This is a genomic window from Blastococcus sp. HT6-4, assembly GCF_039679125.1.
GTDB lineage: Bacteria > Actinomycetota > Actinomycetes > Mycobacteriales > Geodermatophilaceae > Blastococcus > Blastococcus montanus.
The window spans coordinates 3,562,763-3,583,333 of record NZ_CP155551.1; the positions used below are offsets into that span (position 1 = coordinate 3,562,763).

At 74.9% G+C, this 20,571-nt stretch carries 24 protein-coding genes; 7 read left to right on the top strand and 17 right to left on the bottom strand.

Annotation, left to right across the window (positions count from 1 at the left end; all coding sequences use genetic code 11):
• Positions 1 to 41: 41 nt before the first annotated feature.
• From ABDB74_RS16950 to ABDB74_RS16985, 8 genes are all read right to left on the bottom strand, one after another.
• Entirely contained in the window at positions 42 to 194 is a 153-nt protein-coding gene (locus ABDB74_RS16950; protein ID WP_346619931.1) for a hypothetical protein, read from the bottom strand.
• Between the two features lie 65 nt (positions 195 to 259).
• The gene (locus ABDB74_RS16955; RefSeq protein WP_346619932.1) at positions 260 to 1,006 is read right to left on the bottom strand and encodes a biosynthetic peptidoglycan transglycosylase; all 747 of its coding nucleotides are present in this window, start codon (positions 1,004 to 1,006) and stop codon (positions 260 to 262) included.
• Positions 1,007 to 1,027: 21 nt separating this feature from the next.
• On the bottom strand, positions 1,028 to 1,471 hold the full coding sequence (locus ABDB74_RS16960) for an MGMT family protein (RefSeq protein ID WP_346619933.1): 444 nt from the start codon (positions 1,469 to 1,471) through the stop codon (positions 1,028 to 1,030).
• A gap of 90 nt (positions 1,472 to 1,561) precedes the next feature.
• Positions 1,562 to 2,143, bottom strand: coding sequence for a TIGR03086 family metal-binding protein (locus tag ABDB74_RS16965; protein WP_346619934.1), 582 nt, complete (start codon positions 2,141 to 2,143; stop codon positions 1,562 to 1,564).
• Between the two features lie 90 nt (positions 2,144 to 2,233).
• Complete coding sequence (moeZ, locus tag ABDB74_RS16970; protein WP_346619935.1) at positions 2,234 to 3,394, bottom strand: adenylyltransferase/sulfurtransferase MoeZ; 1,161 nt, start codon at positions 3,392 to 3,394, stop codon at positions 2,234 to 2,236.
• Positions 3,391 to 4,995 (bottom strand): hypothetical protein, encoded by a 1,605-nt coding sequence (locus ABDB74_RS16975; protein WP_346619936.1) that lies wholly within the window; start codon positions 4,993 to 4,995, stop codon positions 3,391 to 3,393. The genes moeZ and ABDB74_RS16975 overlap by 4 nt, the downstream gene beginning before the upstream one ends.
• 43 nt (positions 4,996 to 5,038) lie before the next feature.
• The gene (locus ABDB74_RS16980; protein ID WP_346619937.1) at positions 5,039 to 5,887 is read right to left on the bottom strand and encodes a DUF3152 domain-containing protein; all 849 of its coding nucleotides are present in this window, start codon (positions 5,885 to 5,887) and stop codon (positions 5,039 to 5,041) included.
• Between the two features lie 90 nt (positions 5,888 to 5,977).
• Positions 5,978 to 7,033 carry an alpha/beta hydrolase gene (locus ABDB74_RS16985; RefSeq protein WP_346619938.1) on the bottom strand — a complete coding sequence of 352 codons (1,056 nt, stop codon included), beginning with the start codon at positions 7,031 to 7,033 and terminating at the stop codon, positions 5,978 to 5,980.
• A gap of 71 nt (positions 7,034 to 7,104) precedes the next feature.
• Here ABDB74_RS16985 and ABDB74_RS16990 point away from each other — a divergent pair, with 71 nt between their 5' ends.
• The gene (locus tag ABDB74_RS16990; RefSeq protein WP_346619939.1) at positions 7,105 to 7,749 is read left to right on the top strand and encodes a TetR/AcrR family transcriptional regulator; all 645 of its coding nucleotides are present in this window, start codon (positions 7,105 to 7,107) and stop codon (positions 7,747 to 7,749) included.
• A 99-nt stretch (positions 7,750 to 7,848) separates the two neighbouring features.
• The gene (locus ABDB74_RS16995; RefSeq protein WP_346619940.1) at positions 7,849 to 8,091 is read left to right on the top strand and encodes a DUF3107 domain-containing protein; all 243 of its coding nucleotides are present in this window, start codon (positions 7,849 to 7,851) and stop codon (positions 8,089 to 8,091) included.
• Between the two features lie 253 nt (positions 8,092 to 8,344).
• Here ABDB74_RS16995 and ABDB74_RS17000 read toward each other — a convergent pair whose 3' ends face one another.
• The gene (locus tag ABDB74_RS17000; RefSeq protein WP_346619941.1) at positions 8,345 to 8,995 is read right to left on the bottom strand and encodes a ferritin-like fold-containing protein; all 651 of its coding nucleotides are present in this window, start codon (positions 8,993 to 8,995) and stop codon (positions 8,345 to 8,347) included.
• A 206-nt stretch (positions 8,996 to 9,201) separates the two neighbouring features.
• Here ABDB74_RS17000 and ABDB74_RS17005 point away from each other — a divergent pair, with 206 nt between their 5' ends.
• The 4 genes from ABDB74_RS17005 (at position 9,202) to ABDB74_RS17020 (ending at position 14,027) form a co-directional block, all read left to right on the top strand.
• Positions 9,202 to 11,031 (top strand): DEAD/DEAH box helicase, encoded by a 1,830-nt coding sequence (locus ABDB74_RS17005; RefSeq protein ID WP_346619942.1) that lies wholly within the window; start codon positions 9,202 to 9,204, stop codon positions 11,029 to 11,031.
• Between the two features lie 8 nt (positions 11,032 to 11,039).
• On the top strand, positions 11,040 to 12,182 hold the full coding sequence (locus ABDB74_RS17010; RefSeq protein ID WP_346619943.1) for a PQQ-binding-like beta-propeller repeat protein: 1,143 nt from the start codon (positions 11,040 to 11,042) through the stop codon (positions 12,180 to 12,182).
• An 85-nt stretch (positions 12,183 to 12,267) separates the two neighbouring features.
• On the top strand, positions 12,268 to 13,155 hold the full coding sequence (locus tag ABDB74_RS17015; RefSeq protein ID WP_346619944.1) for an alpha/beta hydrolase: 888 nt from the start codon (positions 12,268 to 12,270) through the stop codon (positions 13,153 to 13,155).
• Positions 13,152 to 14,027: an oxygenase MpaB family protein gene (locus ABDB74_RS17020; protein WP_346619945.1), complete on the top strand. Its 876-nt coding sequence runs from the start codon at positions 13,152 to 13,154 to the stop codon at positions 14,025 to 14,027. Before ABDB74_RS17015 ends, ABDB74_RS17020 begins: the two co-directional genes overlap by 4 nt.
• Positions 14,028 to 14,033: 6 nt before the next feature.
• On the opposite strand, the gene ABDB74_RS17025 is transcribed toward ABDB74_RS17020, so the two are convergent.
• From ABDB74_RS17025 to ABDB74_RS17045, 5 genes are all read right to left on the bottom strand, one after another.
• Positions 14,034 to 14,876: a PD-(D/E)XK nuclease family protein gene (locus tag ABDB74_RS17025; RefSeq protein ID WP_346619946.1), complete on the bottom strand. Its 843-nt coding sequence runs from the start codon at positions 14,874 to 14,876 to the stop codon at positions 14,034 to 14,036.
• A 58-nt stretch (positions 14,877 to 14,934) separates the two neighbouring features.
• A complete protein-coding gene (locus ABDB74_RS17030; RefSeq protein WP_346619947.1) occupies positions 14,935 to 15,792 on the bottom strand; it encodes a PHP domain-containing protein in 858 nt (285 codons plus the stop codon).
• A gap of 53 nt (positions 15,793 to 15,845) precedes the next feature.
• A complete protein-coding gene (locus ABDB74_RS17035) occupies positions 15,846 to 16,478 on the bottom strand; it encodes a PH domain-containing protein (protein ID WP_346619948.1) in 633 nt (210 codons plus the stop codon).
• A gap of 6 nt (positions 16,479 to 16,484) precedes the next feature.
• Complete coding sequence (locus tag ABDB74_RS17040; protein WP_346619949.1) at positions 16,485 to 16,643, bottom strand: hypothetical protein; 159 nt, start codon at positions 16,641 to 16,643, stop codon at positions 16,485 to 16,487.
• A 171-nt stretch (positions 16,644 to 16,814) separates the two neighbouring features.
• Positions 16,815 to 17,438, bottom strand: coding sequence for a DUF6758 family protein (locus ABDB74_RS17045; protein ID WP_346619950.1), 624 nt, complete (start codon positions 17,436 to 17,438; stop codon positions 16,815 to 16,817).
• 77 nt (positions 17,439 to 17,515) lie between these two features.
• Here ABDB74_RS17045 and ABDB74_RS17050 point away from each other — a divergent pair, with 77 nt between their 5' ends.
• Complete coding sequence (locus ABDB74_RS17050; protein ID WP_346619951.1) at positions 17,516 to 17,944, top strand: NUDIX domain-containing protein; 429 nt, start codon at positions 17,516 to 17,518, stop codon at positions 17,942 to 17,944.
• Positions 17,945 to 17,970: 26 nt separating this feature from the next.
• On the opposite strand, the gene ABDB74_RS17055 is transcribed toward ABDB74_RS17050, so the two are convergent.
• From ABDB74_RS17055 to ABDB74_RS17065, 3 genes are all read right to left on the bottom strand, one after another.
• A complete protein-coding gene (locus ABDB74_RS17055; protein WP_104524625.1) occupies positions 17,971 to 18,480 on the bottom strand; it encodes a MaoC family dehydratase in 510 nt (169 codons plus the stop codon).
• 91 nt (positions 18,481 to 18,571) lie between these two features.
• Positions 18,572 to 19,084: a DUF6912 family protein gene (locus tag ABDB74_RS17060; RefSeq protein ID WP_346619952.1), complete on the bottom strand. Its 513-nt coding sequence runs from the start codon at positions 19,082 to 19,084 to the stop codon at positions 18,572 to 18,574.
• A gap of 62 nt (positions 19,085 to 19,146) precedes the next feature.
• Positions 19,147 to 20,526: a wax ester/triacylglycerol synthase family O-acyltransferase gene (locus tag ABDB74_RS17065; protein WP_346619953.1), complete on the bottom strand. Its 1,380-nt coding sequence runs from the start codon at positions 20,524 to 20,526 to the stop codon at positions 19,147 to 19,149.
• Between the last annotated feature and the right edge of the window lie 45 nt (positions 20,527 to 20,571).

Here is a 20,571-nt window from a genome sequence, read left to right on the forward strand (position 1 = left end):
ACGATCCGGGGACGGGCGTGACGGGTGGGGAACCGACCGGGTCAGCGCAGCGAGTCGACCAGGGCGGCCTCGAGCATCAGGTCGGCCGCGGTGGTGAGCCAGCCCGCGACCAGGAGGAGGGGGAAGGCCCGCTCCTCGTCCAGCGACGCGGTGCCGGCGACCAGCCCCGCCTGGGCGACCGCCCTGCACGCCATGGTGTTCATGCCAGGGAGATCGGCACGACCGCGGAGGAACTGGAGCGGTTCGGCAGAGGCGCTCCTCACCCCGCCCCGACGAGGTCCCACGGCTGCGCCGCCACCTCGTCGGCCTCCGCCCGGTCCAGCGCACCCACCGCCACCAGCCGGTCGAGCACGTGCTCCTGCCGCGCCGCGGCCCGCTCCGGGTGCACCAGGGGGTCGTAGGCGCTCGGCGCCTGCACCAGCCCGACGAGCATCGTCGCCTGCGCCCAGGTCAGCTGCTCGGGAGCCCGCCCGAAGTAGCCCTCCGCGGCGGCGCGCACCCCGTAGAAGCCGTGCCCGAAGTAGGCGGTGTCGAGGTACATCCGCAGGATCTGCTCGTCGCTCCAGGCCCGGTCCAGCTTGACCGCCAGGACCACCGCCCGGGCCTTCGCGGCCGGATCGGTGGCGCCGTCCTCGTAGAGCGCCCGGGCCAGTTGCTGGTGCAGCGTCGAGCCGCCCTGGTCCACGCCGGTCACGAGCCCGAGCGGCGCGCGGAGCACGCCGCGCCAGTCGATGCCCGGGTGCGAGCGGAAGTGGCTGTCCTCGGTGGCCAGCAGCGCCGCGGCGATCCGTGGCGGCACGTCGGCGTCCAGCGGGGCACCGGCGTGCTCGGCCAGCCGGGCGGTCACCCGCTCCTCCGCGTCGGCGACTCCCGGCATCACCGCCCAGAGGACGGCGAAGGCGGCCGCCAGCAGGACCAGCACGCCGGCGAGCAGCTGCGCGACGCGGCGCGACCACCGGACGGCCCGCCGGCGTGGCGGGCGGGTGGATGCCGGGGCTGGGCGCACGCGATTCTCCGGGGCTCGGGATCAGGACGCCGTCAGTCCACCGCGCGACTGCGTCCGCCCGCATCGCCCCGGAGGACGATCGTGCTGGTCGCCGGCGTCACCCCCGGGTGGTACGCCGGGCCCCCGGACGTCCGGCCGGCGTGCCGGAGGTGGCCGGTCGGGCCAGCCGACGGCGGCGAGGTCCACCTTCCCGCCGCGCACGGGGACGCCCTCCGCGGCGAGCAGCTCGAGCTGGCGGGCCCGCACCGGCTCGGCAGCCGTGCCGTCGGCGCGCACGACGCGGTGCCAGGGCACCGCTCCCCCGCCCTGCGAGAGAGCCCGGGCGACGCGCCGCGGGCCGATCCCGACCAGCCGGCCGATGGCGCCGTACGTGCTCACCCGCCCCGGCGGGATCTCCTCGACGGCGTCGAACACGACCTCGTCGACGTCGAGCACGGCGTCGCTCGCGCGGGAAGGCCGGGGCACCCGCCGATCATGGCAAGCGATCGCGCTCCGGTGGGCCGCCCGGTCACCGCGATGTCCGGCGGCGACGGCGCCCGCACAGGCTGCTCGCGGTCAGACCGGCTTGCGGCCGAAGCGGGCGAGCAGCCGGAGCTGCGGCGGCGCGGCGGCGGAGACGTCCAGCGGCGGGTCGAACAGCCCGGGGACGCCGTCCTCGGGGAGCCGCTCGGCGTAGACCAGGGCCGCGGTCACCAGCTCGCCGTCGAGCTCGGTGTCCCCGCCGGTGGCGTGCGCGAGGTCCCAGGCGTGGACGGTGAGGTCCGTGGTCATCTCGACGATGTACTCGGCGCTGGGCGTGGGGCCCCGGGAGAGGTGCACCGTCCGGACCAGGCCCTCGTCCTCGGCGAACGCCGACAGCGCCGCATCGGCAGCCGACTCCCAGCCCAGCAGCGGGTCGGCACCGAGAAGGTCGGAGGTCCCGTCGGGGAAGCGACCTTCGGCGTACGGCTCGCCGGCCATCAGCGGTGGCACCCACAACTGCTCGCTCACCAGGTGCGCGACGAGATCGGACACCGTCCACCCGGGCAGCGCCTGGTCCTCCCAGCGGTCCGGTTCGACCGCGTCGACCCGGTCCGTGAACTGGTTCTGGGCGCGCTGGAAGAGCTCGAGGAGCTCGACGGGCGAGTAGTCGGACATGGGAGAAGTCAACATGCCGAGGGCCCGGCCCGCCTCTCCGGAGAGAGGCCGAACCGGGCCCTCGGGACGTCCGCGCAGGTCAGCTGCGGATCAGTAGGTCGGCAGCGCCTTGTCGATGCGCGTGGCCCACGCCGTGACGCCGCCCTGCACGTGCACGGCGTCCTTGAAGCCGGCGTTCTTGATCGCCGCCAGCGCCTCGGCGGAGCGCACCCCGGTCTTGCAGTGCAGGACGATCGGCTTGTCCTGCGGCAGCGAGGCCAGCGCCCGTCCGGAGAGGATCTCGTCCTTCGGGACGAGCTTCGCGCCCGGGATGGAGACGATCTCGTACTCGTTGGGCTCCCGGACGTCGATCAGCTCGAAGTCCTTGCCGGCGTCCATCATGTCCTTCAGCTCGTCGACGGTGATCGTCGCGCCTGCCGCCGCCTCGTGGGCCTCCTCGGACACGACGCCGCAGAAGGCCTCGTAGTCGATGAGCTCCGTGATCGGCTCGCCCTCCGGGTCCTTGCGGACCTTGATCTCCCGGAAGGTCATCTCCAGGGCGTCGTAGACCATCAGCCGGCCCAGCAGCGTCTCGCCGATGCCGGTGATGAGCTTGACCGCCTCGGTGGCCTGGATCGCCCCGATGGTGGCGCACAGGACGCCGAGCACGCCGCCCTCGGCGCACGAGGGCACCATGCCGGGCGGCGGCGGCACCGGGTAGAGGTCGCGGTAGTTCGGGCCGTGCTCGTTCCAGAAGACCGAGACCTGGCCGTCGAACCGGTAGATCGAGCCCCACACGTAGGGCTTGTCCAGCAGCACGCAGGCGTCGTTCACCAGGTAGCGCGTGGCGAAGTTGTCGGTGCCGTCGACGATGAGGTCGTACTCGCGGAAGATGTCGAGCACGTTCTCGCTGTCCAGCCGCGTCTCGTGCAGCCGGACGTCGATCAGCGGGTTGATCTCCTTGATGGAGTCCCGCGCGCTCTCGGCCTTCGACCGGCCGACGTCGGACTGCCCGTGGATGATCTGGCGCTGCAGGTTGGACTCGTCGACGGTGTCGAACTCGACGATGCCCAGCGTGCCGACTCCGGCCGCGGCCAGGTACATGAGCACGGGGGAACCGAGGCCGCCGGCGCCGACGGCGAGCACCTTGGCGTTCTTGAGCCGCTTCTGCCCGTCCATCCCGACGTCGGGGATGATCAGGTGGCGGCTGTACCGGCGGACCTCGTCGACGGACAGGTCGGCCGCGGGCTCCACCAGGGGTGGCAGGGTCACGCTTGCTCCTCTTGGTCGCGGACAGCGGCCCGCACCGGGGCCGACGTTCGTGGGCACAACAGCGTGCCAGGCCGCCCTGTTCCCGGCCGTCCCGGCCTTCCCGGCCGCAGGCCCCGCACCCGCCGCCGCACGCCGCCGGGCACCCGGCCGGCCAGCGCCCGGACGACGGCCCGCAGCGTCTCCCGCCAGGCCGGTGGGCGACCCGCCATCACCAGCAGGTCACCGTGCGTGCCGTAGCCGAAGACCTCCTCGTGCCAGGGCGTGCCGTCGAAGCTCACGAGCCACCACCGCCGACGGGGGCGACGCCCCGTGGCGAGGACCATGGGGTGCGGGATGTTGGAGCCGTAGGGCGCCCGCAACGCCCCCACGCGCCCCACCCCGAGGTCGTAGACCGGGTACTCGGCGGCGTCGCGGTCGCTGGCCAGCAGGTACCAGACCCGCCCGAACCGCTGCAGGATCGTGCCTTCCGCCTGCTGCAGCGCGGCGTCGGCTCCCACGCGCTCGAGCCCCGCGGTCGGTTCGGCACCGGCGGTCGTGGCCAGAGCCGGGTGGAAGACGTACCGCGGCGGACCGAACGACGTGCACTCGGTGAAGGCCAGGTACCAGCGGCCCCGCACCCGCGCGACCGACGGGTCCCAGGCGCTGGCGGTGGTCGGCAGCTCCAGCCGGTCGGTGCGCAGCACGTGCACACCGTTCAGCAGGTCGGTCCCGCGGACGGTCGCGTGCCGCACGTGCACTCCGCGCTCCTGGCTGTGGTCGCCCCAGGACGACACGAGGACGAGCCAGCGGTCGGCCTCCTCGTCGAGGACGAGGGCGCCCGCGTGGTCGCCCAGCAGCAGCCCGTCCCGCTCGCTGAACAGCGTGGCCACGTGCACCGGCCGGGCCGAGGGGTCGGCGACGTCGAGAGCCCACACCCCCCAGTGCGCCTGCTGGAAGAACCCGTGCCCGGCGTTCGTGGCGGTGACGAACAACCGCCCGTCCCGGAGCACCGGGCTGCCGTCCGGGCGCCGGACGACCTGGGGGTCGCGCAGACCGATCGCACCGGAGTACCCGGCCCGGACCCGGGAGATGACGGCTCCCGCGTCCACGCCGCCGCAGCCGTACTCCAGCGAGCCGAGCACCGCGGGGTCGCGCAGGTCGGTCAGGTCCGCGACCCGGTCGCGGACGGAGAGGTACGGGCGCCACCCCTCGCCGGCCCCCTCGGCCACCAGGACGCTCACCTGGTTCTCGTTGACCACGCAGGCCAGCCGGAACGGGGCTGCGACCTCGGCGGGCGCGGCCCCGACGACGACTGCGCCGGCGGGCCCGTCGACCTCCAGCGTGATCTCCTGGCGAGCCGCGCGGTACGTCGCGAGGACGCCCCCGGTCCCGGCCAGCCCGCAGCGCACGCCGCCGTCCCGGCCCACCTCGGCGACGTCGACGACGACCGCGCAGAACGGTGCCCTCGGCCCCGGGCCGAAGCGTGCGAGGGAACCGGGCGGGAGATCCAGGCCCTCGGTCCGGTCGTGCTGCACGAAGGGCGAGAGGAGGTCCACCGGCCGGTGGCGGGCGACCTCGTGGAAGGTGAGCCGGAAGGGGGCGCGCAGACGCCGGCTGGTCACCCGGCGAGGCTACCGAGGGCGACGCGGGTCACTGCGGCGACCGTCAGGGGTAGGGCCAGGCGTTCTTCGCGCAGCCCTGCAGCCCCAGCGTCTGCTGCTGCATCACCGGGGCGGGCTGGCCGGGGCCCGGGCACTGCAGGTGGCCGTTGCCGAGGACGTGCCCGACCTCGTGGTTGACCACGTAGTGCCGGTAGGTGGCGACGTCCCCCTCGTAGTGCGGGACGGCGGTGGCCCAGCGGGCGAGGTTGATGACCGCCCGCTCCCCGTAGCGGCAGGAGGTGTAGCCGCCGGTGCCGACGCCGGGGCAGTAGGTCTCCATGCTCCCGGGGCTGACCAGGCTCACCTTGAAGTCGTAGTCGGCTGCCGCGCCCACCCGCTGGAAGGACACCCGGCCGCCGTTCCCCCAGGACCGCGGATCGCCGAGGGTCGCCGTCACCGCATCGGCGAAGGCCGCGCCGTCGACGCCGATCCCGTCCTCCACCTCGACGACGAAGCGCTGGAGCGGACCGGTGCCCAGCACCTCGGAGCCGCCGTCGACGACCGACAGCGTGCCGGCGCCCTGCTCGACGTAGTCCTCGACCGTCGCCGGCGGTGCGGTGACCGTGGGGGCGGCGTCGATCTCCGCGGGAGCGGTCGGGGCGGCGACGGGCTCGGGCGGGACGGCCGACGGCGGCGACGCGACCGAGGTCGACGCCGCGGCATCCCCCGCGCCGGCGGGCGCGGAGCCGCGCGGGTTGAGCACCAGGTCGACGAGGACGGCGATCGTGGCGATGGCCAGCACGGGGATCGCGTACGCCCGCCAGCCGTGGCGGCGGGTGAACCGGCGCAGCCGGCCGCCGCCGGACCCGGGACGGCGGTCCACCGGGGCGACGCGCGGATCGGGTCGCGCCACGAGGGGGACCCGGCGTGACGCCGGGCGGCCGTCGGTCAGACGTCCTCCCACCGGCTCCCCTCCCGCGTCATCGCTCCTGCCCCAGGCGACTCAGCGTCTCACGCTGCGTGGCCTGGCGGCCACAGCCGCGGAGTTCGCCACGCTCGGTTCGGCGGGTCGGGTCTCGACCATCCCCAGGACCGCCCGGGCGGTCGGCTCGGGCGCCTCCAGCATGGCCACGTGGCCCACGCCGTCGAGCACGAGCAGCCGGCCGTCGGGCACGGTCGCCGCCAGGCGCGGTGCCAGGGCCGGGTCGACGAGGCGGTCGCGGCTGCCCCAGACGACGAGCGTGGGCATCCGCAGGCCCCGCGCGGCGCGCCAGGCGTTCGCCGGGCCCAGGCGCAGGTAGGAGCTGATCAGCCCGCGCATGCTCCGGGCCAGCGCCCGGTCGGCCCACGGCTGCTCGGCCCGCTCGCGCATCTCCCGGACCGCCTGCTCGATGCGCTCGGGCGGCACGGCCGACGGGTCGCCGAAGCACATCCGCACCATCGACCGGACGCTCTGCTCCGGGGAGACGCCGGCCAGCCGCCGCTCGGCGAGAGTGGGCACCCCCGGGACCAGGAGCAGCAGCATCGCCCGGCTGAACGCCGGCGGCACCCGGTACACCGGCATCGCCGGGGAGATCAGCGTCAGCGTGGCGACCAGGTCGGGCCGGAGGGCGGCCGCGAGGACGCTGACCAGCCCGCCGAGGGAGTTGCCGACCAGGTGCACCGGGCGGCCGCCGCCGTCGCCCGGCTGGGCGACGACGTGCTGGAGGACGTCGACGACGGCCCGCACGTGGCCGCGGATCGAGTAACGCGCGCGGGCGCTCGGCCGGGACCGGCCGAAGCCGGGCAGGTCCACCGACCAGCCGTCGAACCGGACCGCCAGCAGGGCGGCCAGATCGGTCCAGTTGGTCGACGCACCACCGAGGCCGTGGACGTAGAGGGCTCGTTCGCGCGGCGCGGAGCCGGGCGCATCGCCGTCCCCGGCGCCCAGCGGGCCGGTCCAGGGCGTGCGCCGGACGAACACCGTGCCGCCCCGGACGGGGATCTCGTCCCCCGGCCAGGGCGGGAGCGCCGCTCCGGGCGTCGGCAGCGGGGTCTCGGACAGCACGGCGTCGGACATCGCGCTCGACGGTAACGCTCCGTGGTGTGCGGCGTCAGCTGCGCGAACGCGCCGGTACGATCGCCCCTGCCATGCAGCCCTCACACCCCACCGCAGCCAACCGGCGGACCTCCCGACTGCCCCGGGGAGCGCGCCGCCTGCAGCTGCTGCGCGCGGCCCAGGACGTCTTCGTCGCGCACGGCTTCCACGCCGCGGCGATGGACGACATCGCCGACCGCGCCGGCGTCAGCAAGCCCGTGCTCTACCAGCACTTCCCGGGCAAGCGGGAGCTGTACCTCGCGCTGCTCGAGGAGCACGTCTCCGAGCTGGCCGACCGGGTGGGTGCGGCGATGGGCGGGACGGCCGACAACCGCGACCGCGTGAACGCCGCCGTCGGCGCCTACTTCGACTTCATCGACGCCGACGGCGAGGCGTTCCGGCTGGTCTTCGAGTCCGATCTGCGCAACGACGAGGACGTCCGGGCGATCGTCGACCGGGGCGCGGCGGTGTGCGTGGAGGCGATCGCCGGCGTCATCGCCGCCGACACCGGCGCCGATCCCGAGCGCGCGCTCCTCCTGGCCTCGGGCCTGGCCGGCCTCGCCGAGAGCAGCGCCCGGTGGTGGCTGCCGCGCAAGGGCACGGTCTCCCGCGACGAGGCGGTCGCGCTCATGGCGTCGCTGGCCTGGCGCGGCATCTCCGGCTTCCCACGCGTGGACGGCGAGCCGCTCCCCTCCTGAGGCCGGCGTTCGCTGACGGCGCACCCGCTCGACCGATCCCCGCACCGGCGGCTGGACTAGCGTGGGGACAGTCGCGCGAACCGAGGAGGCATCGCCTACGTGGAAGTCAAGATCGGCGTCCAGCACTCGCCCCGGGAGCTGGTCATCGACAGCCCCAAGACCCCTGACGAGATCGCGGCCGAGGTGGCCAAGGCCATGTCGGGCTCGACCAAGGACGGCCTGCTCACCCTGGTCGACGAGCGGGGCCGTCAGGTCCTCGTCCCCGTCGACCGCATCGCCTACGTGGAGATCGCGCAGGCCGACCAGCGCCGCGTCGGCTTCATCGCCGGCACCGGCAGCTGACCCCAGGCACGAAGCTCGATGAGAGGGGCGCTCCCGCACTGCGCGGGAGCGCCCCTCTCTGCATGGTCGCGCCGAGTGGGGCCCGGAGGGTCCCGCGCAGGCACGACGGACGCGCTCCAGCACCAGGGGGACGGCACCTGGCCGCGGTGTCGTGCCGAGTGGGCCCCGGAGGGGTCCGCGCAGGCACGACGGACGCGCTCCACCTGACAGGGGGACGACACCTGGCCGCGGTGTCGGCCGGAGGCCGACAGTGTTACGGATTCAGCCCGAGGGCCTTCATCCGCTCGGTGTGGGCCCGGGTGATCCGATCGATCAGCCGGCTGATGCCCGAGAGGTCCCCGGTGCCGGTCACGATGAGCTCGGCCAGCTGGTCGTGCTCGGCGATGACCGCCTGCGACCGGGTCATCGCCTCACCGACGAGCCGGCGCCCCCACAGCGCCAACCGGCCGGCCACCTTCCGGTCGGCGGCGATCGCCGCCCGCACCTCCCGGACGGCGAAGTCGGCGTGGCCGGTGTCGTCGAGCACCTCCAGCACGAGGCCCCGGTCGGGCTCGGGGAGGAAGCCGGCGATCTCGCGGTAGAAGTCGGTGGCCAGCCCGTCGCCCACGTAGGCCTTCACCAGGCCCTCCAGCCAGGTGGTGGGCCGGGTGCTCTCGTGGAAGGTGTCGAGCGCCCGGACGAACGGCGCCATGGCCCGGGCCGGGTCCACGCCCAGCTCCTCGAGCCGACCGGCGAGCCGGACGTGGTGGGCGATCTCGGCCGCGGCCATGCGGGCGAGCGCCGCTCGGCCGCTGAGCGTCGGGGCCATGCGGGCGTCCTCGGCGAGCCGGTCGAACGCGGTCAGCTCGGCGTAGGCGAGTGCACCCAGCAGGTCGGCGACGGCCGCGTTCTCGACCGGGGGCACGGCAGCTCCTGACGCTCGGCGGCGGGGTGGCGCGTGCCCCGGAGGAGTGATCGACCCGACACCGGGGAGCGCGGCGCGGGAAGGCTAACCGGTGATCGCGCTAGCATGGGAATCGGCGAGCCCTCGGGCACGCTCGTGTATCTGTGCGCTGACGACCGCTGGACGACGCCCCTGGGGCCGTCTCCCGGACGTGTTCACGCCCGGTCTTGCTGGCCGCGTCGGCGCTGGAACTCATCCCGCGACATCCGACCGCGGATGGGCACCAGGCGGCACAGCCGCCGGCCCCGTCCCCCAGCCGACCAGAGGCGAGACCACTGACCTCCACCGACACGAACACCACCACCGACACGACCCCGACCGCCGTCGATGCCCACGAGCTCGACCGGGCCGAGACCGGGGCGCCCGCGCCCGAGGAGCTCGAGCAGTCCGTCGAGGAGCTCGGCGGCGCCCCCGTCGCCCCCGACAGCCCGCTGTTCAGCGACTTCGACGTCCACCCCGACATCGTCGCCGCGCTGGCCGAGGTCGGCATCCACCGCACGTTCGCCATCCAGGAGCTCACCCTCCCGCTGGCGCTGGCCGGCAACGACCTCATCGGCCAGGCCCGCACCGGCACCGGCAAGACCCTCGGCTTCGGCGTCCCGCTGCTGCAGCGGGTCACCCCGCCGGCGGAGGGCGGCGACGGGGTGCCGCAGGCACTGGTCGTCGTCCCCACCCGTGAGCTGTGCGTGCAGGTCTCCCGGGACCTCGCCACCGCCGGCGCCAAGCGCGGCATCCGCGTGCAGGCCATCTACGGCGGCCGCGCCTTCGAGCCGCAGGTCTCCGCGCTGCAGGCCGGCGTCGAGGTCGTCGTCGGCACGCCCGGCCGGCTGCTCGACCTCGCCCAGCAGGGCCACCTGATCCTCGGCAAGGTCAGGGTCCTCGTCCTCGACGAGGCCGACGAGATGCTCGACCTCGGCTTCCTGCCCGACATCGAACGCATCCTGGCGATGGTCCCGGACAAGCGGCAGACGATGCTGTTCTCGGCCACGATGCCCGGCCCGATCGTGACGCTGTCGCGGTCGTTCATGACCCAGCCCACGCACATCCGCGCGCACGGCAACGACGAGGGCTCGACGGTCCCGCAGACCACGCAGTTCATCTACCGGGCGCACAACCTGGACAAGCCGGAGCTGCTCTCCCGCGTGCTGCAGAGCCGCGACCGCGGTCTGGTCATGGTCTTCTGCCGCACCAAGCGGACCGCGCAGAAGGTCGCCGACGAGCTCGTCGACCGCGGGTTCGCCGCGGCCGCCGTGCACGGTGACCTCGGTCAGGGGGCCCGCGAGCAGGCGCTGCGCGCGTTCCGCAGCGGAAAGGTCGACGTGCTGGTCGCCACCGACGTCGCCGCCCGCGGCATCGACGTGACCGGCGTCAGCCACGTCGTCAACTACCAGTGCCCCGAGGACGAGAAGACCTACGTGCACCGGATCGGCCGCACCGGCCGCGCCGGCAGCACCGGTGTCGCCGTCACGCTGGTCGACTGGGACGACATCCCCCGCTGGCAGCTGATCAACAAGGCGCTCGGCCTCGGCTTCGACGACCCGCCGGAGACCTACTCGACCTCCCCGTGGGTCTACAGCGATCTGGACGTCCCCGAGGGCGCCAAGGGCCGGCTGCCCCGCTCGCAGCGCACCCGCGAGGGCCTGGACGCCGAGACCCTCGAGGACCTCGGCGAGACCGGCAAGCGCAACCGCCCGGCCGGCCGCGGCGACTCGGGTGGGCGTGGCGACTCGGGTGGGCGCGGCGACTCGCGCGGCCCCGCCGACCGCCGGGAGGCTTCCGACGACGCGCCGGCCGGCGGCAGCAAGAGCCGTCCCCGGCGCCGCACCCGCAGCGGCTCCGGCTCAGCCGGGGCCGACGCACCGGCCGAGTCCTCGTCGGCCGACGCACCGGCGACCGCCGAGGGGTCGGCCGAGGGCGGCAGCGCCAAGCCCCGTCGCCGTCGTCGCCGCCGTGGTGGGGCGGGCCGCAGCGGCTCGGGCGCCGAGTCCGCTTCCTGACCCCGCCGGTGGCCGCGCTGCGCCCGGGGCGCCCGCCGTTGCGGGCCTGGATCTGGGCCGCGGCCACCGCCGTGCTCGCCGTCGTCGCCGTCCTGCTCTGGCGCGGCTCGGACGCGGCCGCCACCGACAGCACCACCGCACCACCGGCCGACGTCCCCCCGGGGACGCCGGCCGGTGCCGTCTCCGAGGTCTGGTCGGTTCCGGGCGACCCGCTGCCCGACGACGTGGTGGAGGACGGCCGGGTGCTGGTCGGGTCGGCGCACGGCGTCCGGGCGCTGGACCCGGTCACCGGCGAGCAGGCCTGGCACTACGTCCGCAGCAACGCCCGGCTGTGCGGGCTGACCGCCACCGACGGCATCGCGGTGGCGGTCTTCCGCACCGAGGACCGCTGCGACGAGGCGGTCGGCCTGGACGCCGGCACCGGGGTGCGTGCCTGGACCCGCAACGTGAACTTCCGGCCCGACGTGACGCTGCGCTCGACCGGGCGCGTCGTGCTGGCCCGGAGCCCGGGCGGGGTGGTGGCGCTCGACCCGACGGGCAACAACATCCGCTGGCGCTACCAGTCCCCGTCGGGATGCCGGCTGCTGGGCTCGGACGTGGGTGACGTCGGCGTCGTGGTGCTCGAGCGGTGCGACGCGGCGCCGGCCCGGGTCCGGGCGTTCGACGGCATCGCCGGCGACGTCCTCTGGACCCGCGACGTGCCGTCGTCCGAGGGCGGGCAGCCGCGGCTGCTGGGCGCCGATCTGCTCGTCGGGGTGCTCGCCGGCGACGACGTGCAGCTGCTGTCCGGCACGGACGGGGCCCTGCTGCGATCGATCCCCGCCGGCGAGGACCGGTCGGTGGCGCAGACGGCCGTCGACGGCGCGGTGCTGGTCCGGTCCGGCGACGTCCTCACCGCCTTCCACCCCACGTCGGCGCAGGAGCTGTGGGCGGCCCCGGCCACCGGCCTGCCCGGCGAACCGGTCGCGGGCAGCGACGGCCGGTCGGTGCTGACGGTGCCGGAGGCCGGCGGGTTCGTGCGCCGGGACGCCGGCACCGGGGAGGAGCTCGGCCGGTCGGAGGCGGCGGGCCTGCCCGCTGATGCCACCGCGACCGCCGTCGGCCCGGCCGTCGTGCTGCGCCTGGCCGACCGGGTCCTCGGTCACCGCTGAGCCCAGGACCCCGCTGCGGCACGGCCCGCCGCATCGAGGTTCACTGGGAACCATGGTCCTGCCCGGCGGCCGAGACGCCCCGTCCGTGAACCTCGCCATCGCGCCCGACGACCTGCGCCAGCTGGCCCACCACGACGCGGACGCGCGCACGTTCGCAGGCGGCGCCGGACCGCTGGCCGCCCTGGACACCGGCGGCGACGCCGTGGCCGGAACGGTCCTGATGGTCGCCGGCTACACCGGCAGCAAGGAGGACTTCGCACCCCTCCTGCGGCCGCTCTGCGAGCGGGGCTACCGCGTCGTGGCGCTGGACCAGCGCGGCCAGTACGAGTCGCCGGGGCCGGAGGACCCCGCGCAGTACTCGGTGGAGATCCTGGCCGGTGACGTCATCGCCGTCGCCCGGGCCCTGCACGAGGAGTCCGGCGAGCCGCTGCACCTGGTGGGCCACAGCTTCGGCGGGCTGGTGACCCGCGCCGCGGTGCTGGCCGAGCCCGCTCTCTTCCGGACGTTCACCCTGCTGGGGTCGGGCCCGTCCCGGCTCACCGGCCGCCGCGCCGAGCTGCTCGACCACCTGGGCCCGCTGCTGGATGCCGGTGGCGTCCCGCTCGTGCACGAGACCCTCGAGCAGGTGTCGATGACCGATCCGAAGGCGCAGGCCGTGCCCGCGCCGACCCGCGCCTTCTACACCCGCCGCTTCCTGCGGAACACCGACGCCGGCCTGCGCGGCATGGCCGAGGCCATGCTCACGGAACCCGACCGGGTGGCCGAGCTGAAGGCGACCGGGGTCCCCGTGCTCGTGGCGCACGGTGAGGCCGACGACGCCTGGCTGCCCCACGTGCAGGCGGACATGGCGCTGCGGCTGGGAGCCCGGCACCAGGTCATCAACAGCTCGATCCACTCCCCCGCCGTCGAGAACCCGCCACGCACCCTGGAGGTCCTCTGCGAGTTCTGGTCCGGCGCCTCGGTGCGGTCATGAGCCGCCTGGCGCCGCTGCCCGCGCCGGACGAGTGGACCGGCGACGAGGACCGGCTCGGGTTCTTCGGTCCCGGCAGCGTCACCTGGCGCATCCACACCGATCCCAGCTACGCGGTCGGCGGGTTGCGGGCGCTGATGCTCCAAGCGCTGCACCCGGTGGCGATGGACGGCGTCGCGCGCAACTCCGCCGGCTTCAAGGACGAGTGGTGGATGCGGATGACCCGCACCGGCCAGTACGTGGAGACGATCACTTTCGGCAGCCGCAGCGAGGCCCGGCGGATGGCGGCGCGGGTGCGCGGGTACCACCGCAAGCTCTCCGGCGTCGAGGAGACGACCGGCCGGGCCTACCGGGTCGACGACCCGGACCTGCTGCTGTGGGTGCACAACGGCGCGGTCGACTCGCTGCTGTCCACGGCCCGGCGCGCCGGGCTGCCGCTGTCCGACGCCGACGCCGACGCCTACGTGCTCGAGCAGACGGCGGCGGCCCGGCTGGTGGGGGTCCCCGAGGATCTCGTCCCGCGGACGGTGGCGGACCTGGCCGCGTACTTCGAGCGGATCCGGCCGGAGCTGGCCCTGACACCGGCCGCCTCGGAGGGCGTGCGCCGGCTGTTCGTGCCGCCGATGAAGGGCTGGGTGCAGGTGCTGACCCCGGCGCGGCCGGCGTGGGGCACGTTCGTGTCGCTGGGTTTCGCCACCATGCCCCCGTGGGCTCGGCAGCTGTACTCGATGCCGGGCCTCTCCCTCACCGACGCGGCGGCCACGGCTGCGTTGAGGGCGTTCCGGACGGCGCTGCTCGCGGTGCCCGAGCGGATGCGCTGGTCACCGATCGTGCGAGCGGGATTCGACCGGGTGGCCGGCGCGACGGCCGCCTGACGGTCGTCAGCCCTCGTCGTCGGCGAGGAAGCTCCACGGCTCCCGCGCGGGTGTCGCGGCCTGACCGGTCGGGCAGCTGGGCCGGAAGTCGCACCAGCCGCACTGCCTGCCGGGGACGGCGGGGAAGGCCTCGTCGGCACCCTGCCCGCCGGCCATCGCCTCGGTGGCCGCGGAGATGTCGACGGCGACGTCCTCGGCCCGGCGCACGTGGTTGGCCAGCGAGCGCTCGGTGTGCTCGAACGCCGCGACGGTGCCGCTGGGCAGGTGGTGCAGCTCGACCCGGCTGCACGGCCGCCGCAGCGTGCGCCGCACTCCCAGCACGTAGGCGGCCAGCGCCGGTGATCCGCGCGCCTCGTCATCGGTGCAGGCGGCCCGCCCGGTCTTGTAGTCGACGACCACCAGCTCGTCGCCGCGCTGGTCGATCCGGTCGATCCGGCCCGAGAGCGCCAGCCGGTCGGTGGTGGCCGCGACCGTGCGCTCGGTGCCCACCGGCTCGTCGGTGGGATCGAGTCCGGCGACGTACTCGGTGAGCCACGCGGCCGCGCGGGCGCGCCAGCGCGCGGCCTGCTCGTCGTCCCGGAACCCGGTCGGCGACCAGGCGCCGAACAGCAGCTGCCGGGCGGCAGCCGCGGTGCGCCGCGGTACCGGGAGCTCCCACCAGGAACGCAGCGCCGCGTGCACCGCCGACCCGACGGTGTTGTGCGCCCACGGCGGGCCCTTGGGCGGCTGCGGCCGGTCGACGTAGGCGAACCGGTAGCGCCGCGGGCAGTCGGCGAAGGTGGCCAGCTTCGTCGGCGTGGCCGGGAACAGCCGGCGGGGCATGCCCGGCATCTCGAGCTGGTCGCTCACCGCCGCGCCTCGCCGTCCACGACCGCCACGGTATCCGCCGGCACCGACGGTCCCGGGATCAGTCCCGCAGCGCGGCCGTGCCCGTCCCCGCCGCCAGCAGCCGCTCGAACTGCGCCGGATCGGTCGTGCAGGCGCCGATCGGCGTCCGCTTGTTGCTGCCGTGGTAGTCGCTGGACCCGGTGGTCAGGAGATCCAGGTCGGTGGCGAGCGAACGCAGGTGGGCGCGCTGCTCGTCGGTGTGGTCGGGGTGGTCGACCTCCAGCCCCAGCAACCCGGCGGCGGCCATCGCGGCGATCGCCTCGTCGCCGACCACCCGTCCCCGCGCGGTGGCGAGCCCGTGGGCGAACACCGGCACGCCGCCGGCGGCGCGGACCAGCGCGATGCCCTGGCGGACGTCGGTGTCGGCCTTCGCCACGTAGTACGGGCCGCGATGGTGCAGGAGGCTGCCGAACGCCTGCTCGACGGTGTCGACGACGCCGGCGCGGACGAGCGCCCCGGCCACGTGCGGCCGGCCGACCACCCCGCCCGCGGCGTGCGCGACGAGCTCCGCCCACATCACCGGGTAGCCGTCGGCGGCCAGCGCCTCGACCATCCGTTCCGCCCGGCTGAGCCGCTCCTCGCGGAGCCGGGCCCGCTCCGCGGCGAACACCGGGTGCAGCGGGTCGAACAGGTAGCCGAGCAGGTGCACGCTGATCGGCGACTGGTCGCCGGGGAACCAGCGGCAGGACAGCTCGATGCCGGGGACGACGGTCAGGCCGGGCGGGCGGGCGGCCTCCGCCGCGTCCCAGCCGGCGGTGGTGTCGTGGTCGGTGAGCGCGACGACGTCGAGCCCGGCCGCGCGCGCGGTGGCGAGCATCTCGGCGGGGCTGTCGGTGCCGTCGGACACCGCGGTGTGGGTGTGCAGGTCGATCCGCATCACCGGCCAGCCTGCCGCACGCCGTCGCCGCCCACCCGGTGACCCCGGCCCGGTCACTCCTGTCGCGGTGGGAGACCCGGGATCGGCTCGGTGTCGCGGCGTCCCCCGGTGGCGATCGGGCCCGCCGGTGGGGGCGCCTCCTGGTTGCCCTCGTCGTCGCCGGAGGAGGCACCCCAGTCGCTGGTGAACAGCAGGCCGCTCACCTGGCGGTACAGGGCGCCGGCGTGCGGCAGGAAGGTGATCTCCGACAGCCCCTGCTGCTGTCCCGCGGACTCGAAGCGGAACGTCCCGTAGCCCAGCAACTGGCCGAAGAACGTCTCCTTCCACGTCAGGTCGGTGATCCGCCGCAGCGGCAGCAGCGTGACGGTGCGGACGAACAGACCCGATGTGAGCAGCACCCGGCGCCGGCTGACGATGAAGTGCCGCATCCACCACTCGCCCACGCGCAGGCCGTAGGTCAGCAGCGCGGCGACCACCACCAGCAGCCCGACGGTGCTGGTGACCCGGTTGTCCGGATCGAGCACCAGCAGCCAGCCACCGGCGAGGAACACCGGCAGGAACTTGGCGGTCGGCACGACGAGCACCGCCCAGTGCCGGCGGGTGGCCACCACCGCGTCCTCGTCGTCGAGCAGGTACTTCTCGACGTCCTTCGCGGCGCGGGCCGGGATCCCGGCCGGGGCGGCCACGGCGGCTCAGACCAGCGAGCCGACGAACTCGGCCAGCGAGGACGCGGCCTCCCCGAGCGCCTCACCGGCGCCGCGCACGATGTCCGCCGAGGCGTTCGGCTCCTGGATGACGTAGAAGACGACGAAGGCGACGACCACCCAGGTGAGGACCTTCTTGAGGTTCACCGCCACCTCCGTGGTGTGAGAGCGAGGCAGTCCCCGGGTGCGGGGGCCTGCACGGACAGCCCACCACCGTGCGGCGGACGCGTTCGTCCCATGAGTAACACAGGCCCCACCGGCCACCCCGCCGACGCGCCGACCACGACGGGGCCCACCTCGTTCCGCCGGGCGCGGCGGTCACCGTCCCGGCAGGAGGTGCTCCCCGGGTGGGCCGAGCGGGAGATCGGGGTAGATGCGTTCACGCAGGTCCAGGAGCTCCAACTGCTCCACCAGCAGCCAGGCGGCGTTCATGGGCCACATGACCAGCCAGAGCCAGACGCCGTAGGCCTCCCCCACGAAGGCGGCGTGGTCGTCCGCCGTCGGGACCGCCCACAGGGGGGCGTGCTGCCCGGCGGCTTCGACCTCGACGGAGCTCGGCCCGGAGATCACGTCGCCCGGGTCCAGACCCGGCAGCCCGGCATACCCGCAGCCGACCCCCGTCCCCGGTTCCTCGGCGATCAGGACCAGCTCCGCCGACCCGCCCAGGGGCGCGGGACCGGCGCAGTCGACGACGATGGCCCGCGCGGCGGGCTCCCCGCCCCAGGCCAGCCCCGTGACCGCCCACCCGGGTGGCACCGGATCGGGCACCCAGGCCGGCACGCGGGCGTCGGCGGTGACGGCCGCGATCGCGTCGTGGGCCACCAGCGCGGTGTGGTGCAGCGGCGTGACCGCGCCGTGCAGGTAGCACCAGCCGTGCGCCTCCGACCCGTGGCGGACGGCCAGTGGCTCACCGCACCGGGGGCACACCGGCGACGCGCTCATCGGGACAACCGTCGCGGGAGTCGCCGCAATCGTCAAGCGCGGCGCATCCGGCCACCGCGCGTGCGTAGCCTCCGGACATGTCCACGGACCGGCGCGGGAGCGGGCGGCCGCTGGTCCCCTGCGTCGGCGCGATCGTGCACGACGCGCGGGGCCGGCTGCTGCTGGTGCGCCGGCGCAACGACCCCGGCCGGGGGCTGTGGTCGGTGCCCGGCGGGCGGGTCGAGGCCGGCGAGTCGGTCGCGGCCGCCGTCGAGCGGGAGGTGCTGGAGGAGACCGGACTGCGGGTGCGCTCCGGCGCCGTCGTCGGACGGCTGCGCATCGACGCCGGGGAGGTGGTCTACGCGGTGGAGGACCTCGCCTGCACCCTGCTCGACCCGGGCGCGCCACCGGTCGCCGGCGACGACGCCGACGACGTGACCTTCGCCGACGCCACCGCCCTCGCCGGTCTGTCGTGCACGCCGAGGCTGGTCGAGACGCTGCGCGGCTGGGGCGTGCTGCCGGGCTGACCGGTCAGCACGACCCACCGCCGGACTCAGCCGCGTGGGGTGGGCTCCGGACGGCCGGGCTGCTCCCCGCCGCGGGCCTCGCCGTAGGACCGCTTGGGCACCATGACCTTGCGGCGGAAGATGCAGACGATCGTGCCGTCCTGCTTGTAGCCGATGGTCTCCACGTACACGACGCCGCGGTCGTCCTTGGACTTCGAGGGCGTCTTGTCCAGCACGGTGGTCTCGCCGTAGATCGTGTCGCCGTGGAAGGTCGGCGCCACGTGCCGCAGCGACTCGATCTCCAGGTTCGCGATCGCCTTGCCGGAGACGTCCGGCACGCTCATCCCGAGCAGCAGCGAGTAGATGTAGTTGCCGACGACGACGTTCTTGCCGAAGTCGGTGGTCTTCTCCGCGTAGTTGACGTCCATGTGCAGCGGGTGGTGGTTCATCGTCAGCAGGCAGAACAGGTGGTCGTCGTACTCGGTGACGGTCTTCCCGGGCCAGTGCTTGTAGACGGCCCCGACCTCGAACTCCTCGTAGTACCGACCGAACTGCATGTGCTCGCTCCCGACGTCGACGCTGACAGACGGGTCGTGATCTTACGGATGCCGCGTGCTGCCGCATCCGCGGGCGGACCGCTCCCCGCCGTCAGAGCAGCTGGAGCGCCGGCCCGATCTCCTGGGTGGCGTACCAGCCCAGCTCGTGCCCCTCGGCCTGGTCCACGACGAACTGGGCGTCCTCGCTGCCGAGGTCGGCCTCGAGCACGACGGCGACCGCCGCGCGGACGTCCTCCTCCGCCTCGGCGTCGTCGACGTGGGCGCTCGCGACGTCCTCGAGCCCGATCTCGTGCTGCACCCGGGCCGCACCCCGTTCCACGTGCGGGTCGTCCATCGGGGTCACCGCGGCGTCGGGCACGTCGGCGGCGAGGACCACCCGCCGGCGGGCGGCGAACGGGTCGAGGTCGAGCAACCGCAGGCTCGCGCGGGCGGCGGCCAGCAGCGCGGCGTACTCGAGCTCCTCGGTGTCGGCCCCGGCGTCGCTGAGGGCGTAGAAGTCACGCAGCTGCGGGGTGACCGCGAAGACCGTCTGCGGTGCGGGCAGCCGCCCCCCGTCCACGAGCGTCCGCAGCACGGTCGTCGTCGCCGGCACGTACACGCGCACCCGGCTCACCCCCTTCGTCGATGGAAGGACGACCGTAGCCGCCCGCCCGGCGGCGGCAAGGCTCAGGCCGAGGCCTCGACCAGCTGCGCGACCTCCTGCTCGATGAGGTCGGCCAGCACATCGACGTCCGCGACGCTGTCCCGGTCGGCGTTCAGACCGAAGAACACCGTGCCGTCGTAGGAGGTCATCCCGATGGACAGGCCCTGACCGCGCGCCAGCGGCACGACCGGGAAGACCTGGAGCATGCGGCCACCGGCGGCGTACAGCGGCACCTGCGGCCCGGGCACGTTGGTGACCACCAGGTTGAACAGCCGCCGGGACAGCCCGCGGGCGGCACGGGCCCCCAGGGCGTGCAGCGTCGAGGGGGCGAACCCGCTCAGGGCGATGAGGCTGTCGGCGCCCACCGAGCGCCCGTGCTGGGTGATCCCGCGCATGGCGTAGGTGAGCCGGGCGAGCCGGACCCGCGGGTTGGGCTCGCCCACGGGGAGGTCGACCAGGTGGGAGGAGACCTCGCTGCCGGCCGAGCCCTCCTCGTGCTCCACCGAGACCGGTACCAGCGCACGCACCGACGTCCCGCCGACGACCGGCTCACCGCGCGAGAGCAGCCACTCCCGGAGCGCGCCGGTCACGACGGTCAGGAGCACGTCGTTGACCGTGCCGCCGTGCGCCTTGCGCACCCGCTTGAGGTCGTCGAGGTCGGCGCAGGCCACCGCCACCCGGCGCTGCCGCCCGATCGGGGCGTTGAGCGGGCTGTGCGGCGCGGGCACGATCGCCGAGCCGGCCGTCCGGAGCAGGCCGCCCGCCACCCCGCCGATCCGGACCGCCGTGGCCCGGGCGTCGGTCACCGCCGACCGGGCGATCCCCAGCAGCGACGAAGGCCGCTGCCGGTAGTCCTCGACGGCCGACCACACCAGCTCCGCCCCCGACGGCAGTGGACGCGGCCGCCACGCCACGGGCTCGGGCGCCGGGGCGTCGGGTGAGACGTCGAGCAGCACCTGCCCGAGGTCGACGGCGCCCAGGCCGTCGACGAGGGCCGGATGGGTCTTGGTCACCACGGCCACGCGGCCGCCGTGGAGGCCCTCGACGAGGTATGCCTCCCACAGCGGCCGGCGGCGGTCCAGCGGGCGGGAGGTCAACCGGGACACCAGGGACAGCAGCTGATCCTCGGTCCCCGGGCGGGGAAGCCCCGACCGCCGGAGGTGGTAGTCGATGTCGAACTCCGGGTCGTCCACCCACACCGGGTTGGCGAGGTGGCCCGGCACCTCGGCCACCCGCTGCCGGTACCGCGGGACCAGCGACAGCCGGGCCTCGATCAGGGCCGCCAGCGCATCGAGCCCGCCCGGGGGCTTCTCCAGGACGAGCACCCCGCCGACGTGCATGGGCGTGCCGGGTTCCTCGAGGTAGAGGAACGAGGCCTCCAGGGTGCTCAGCCGCGCGACCATCGTGCTCCTCCCGGGTGGAGCACCCACGCTAGACGGCCTCCCGGA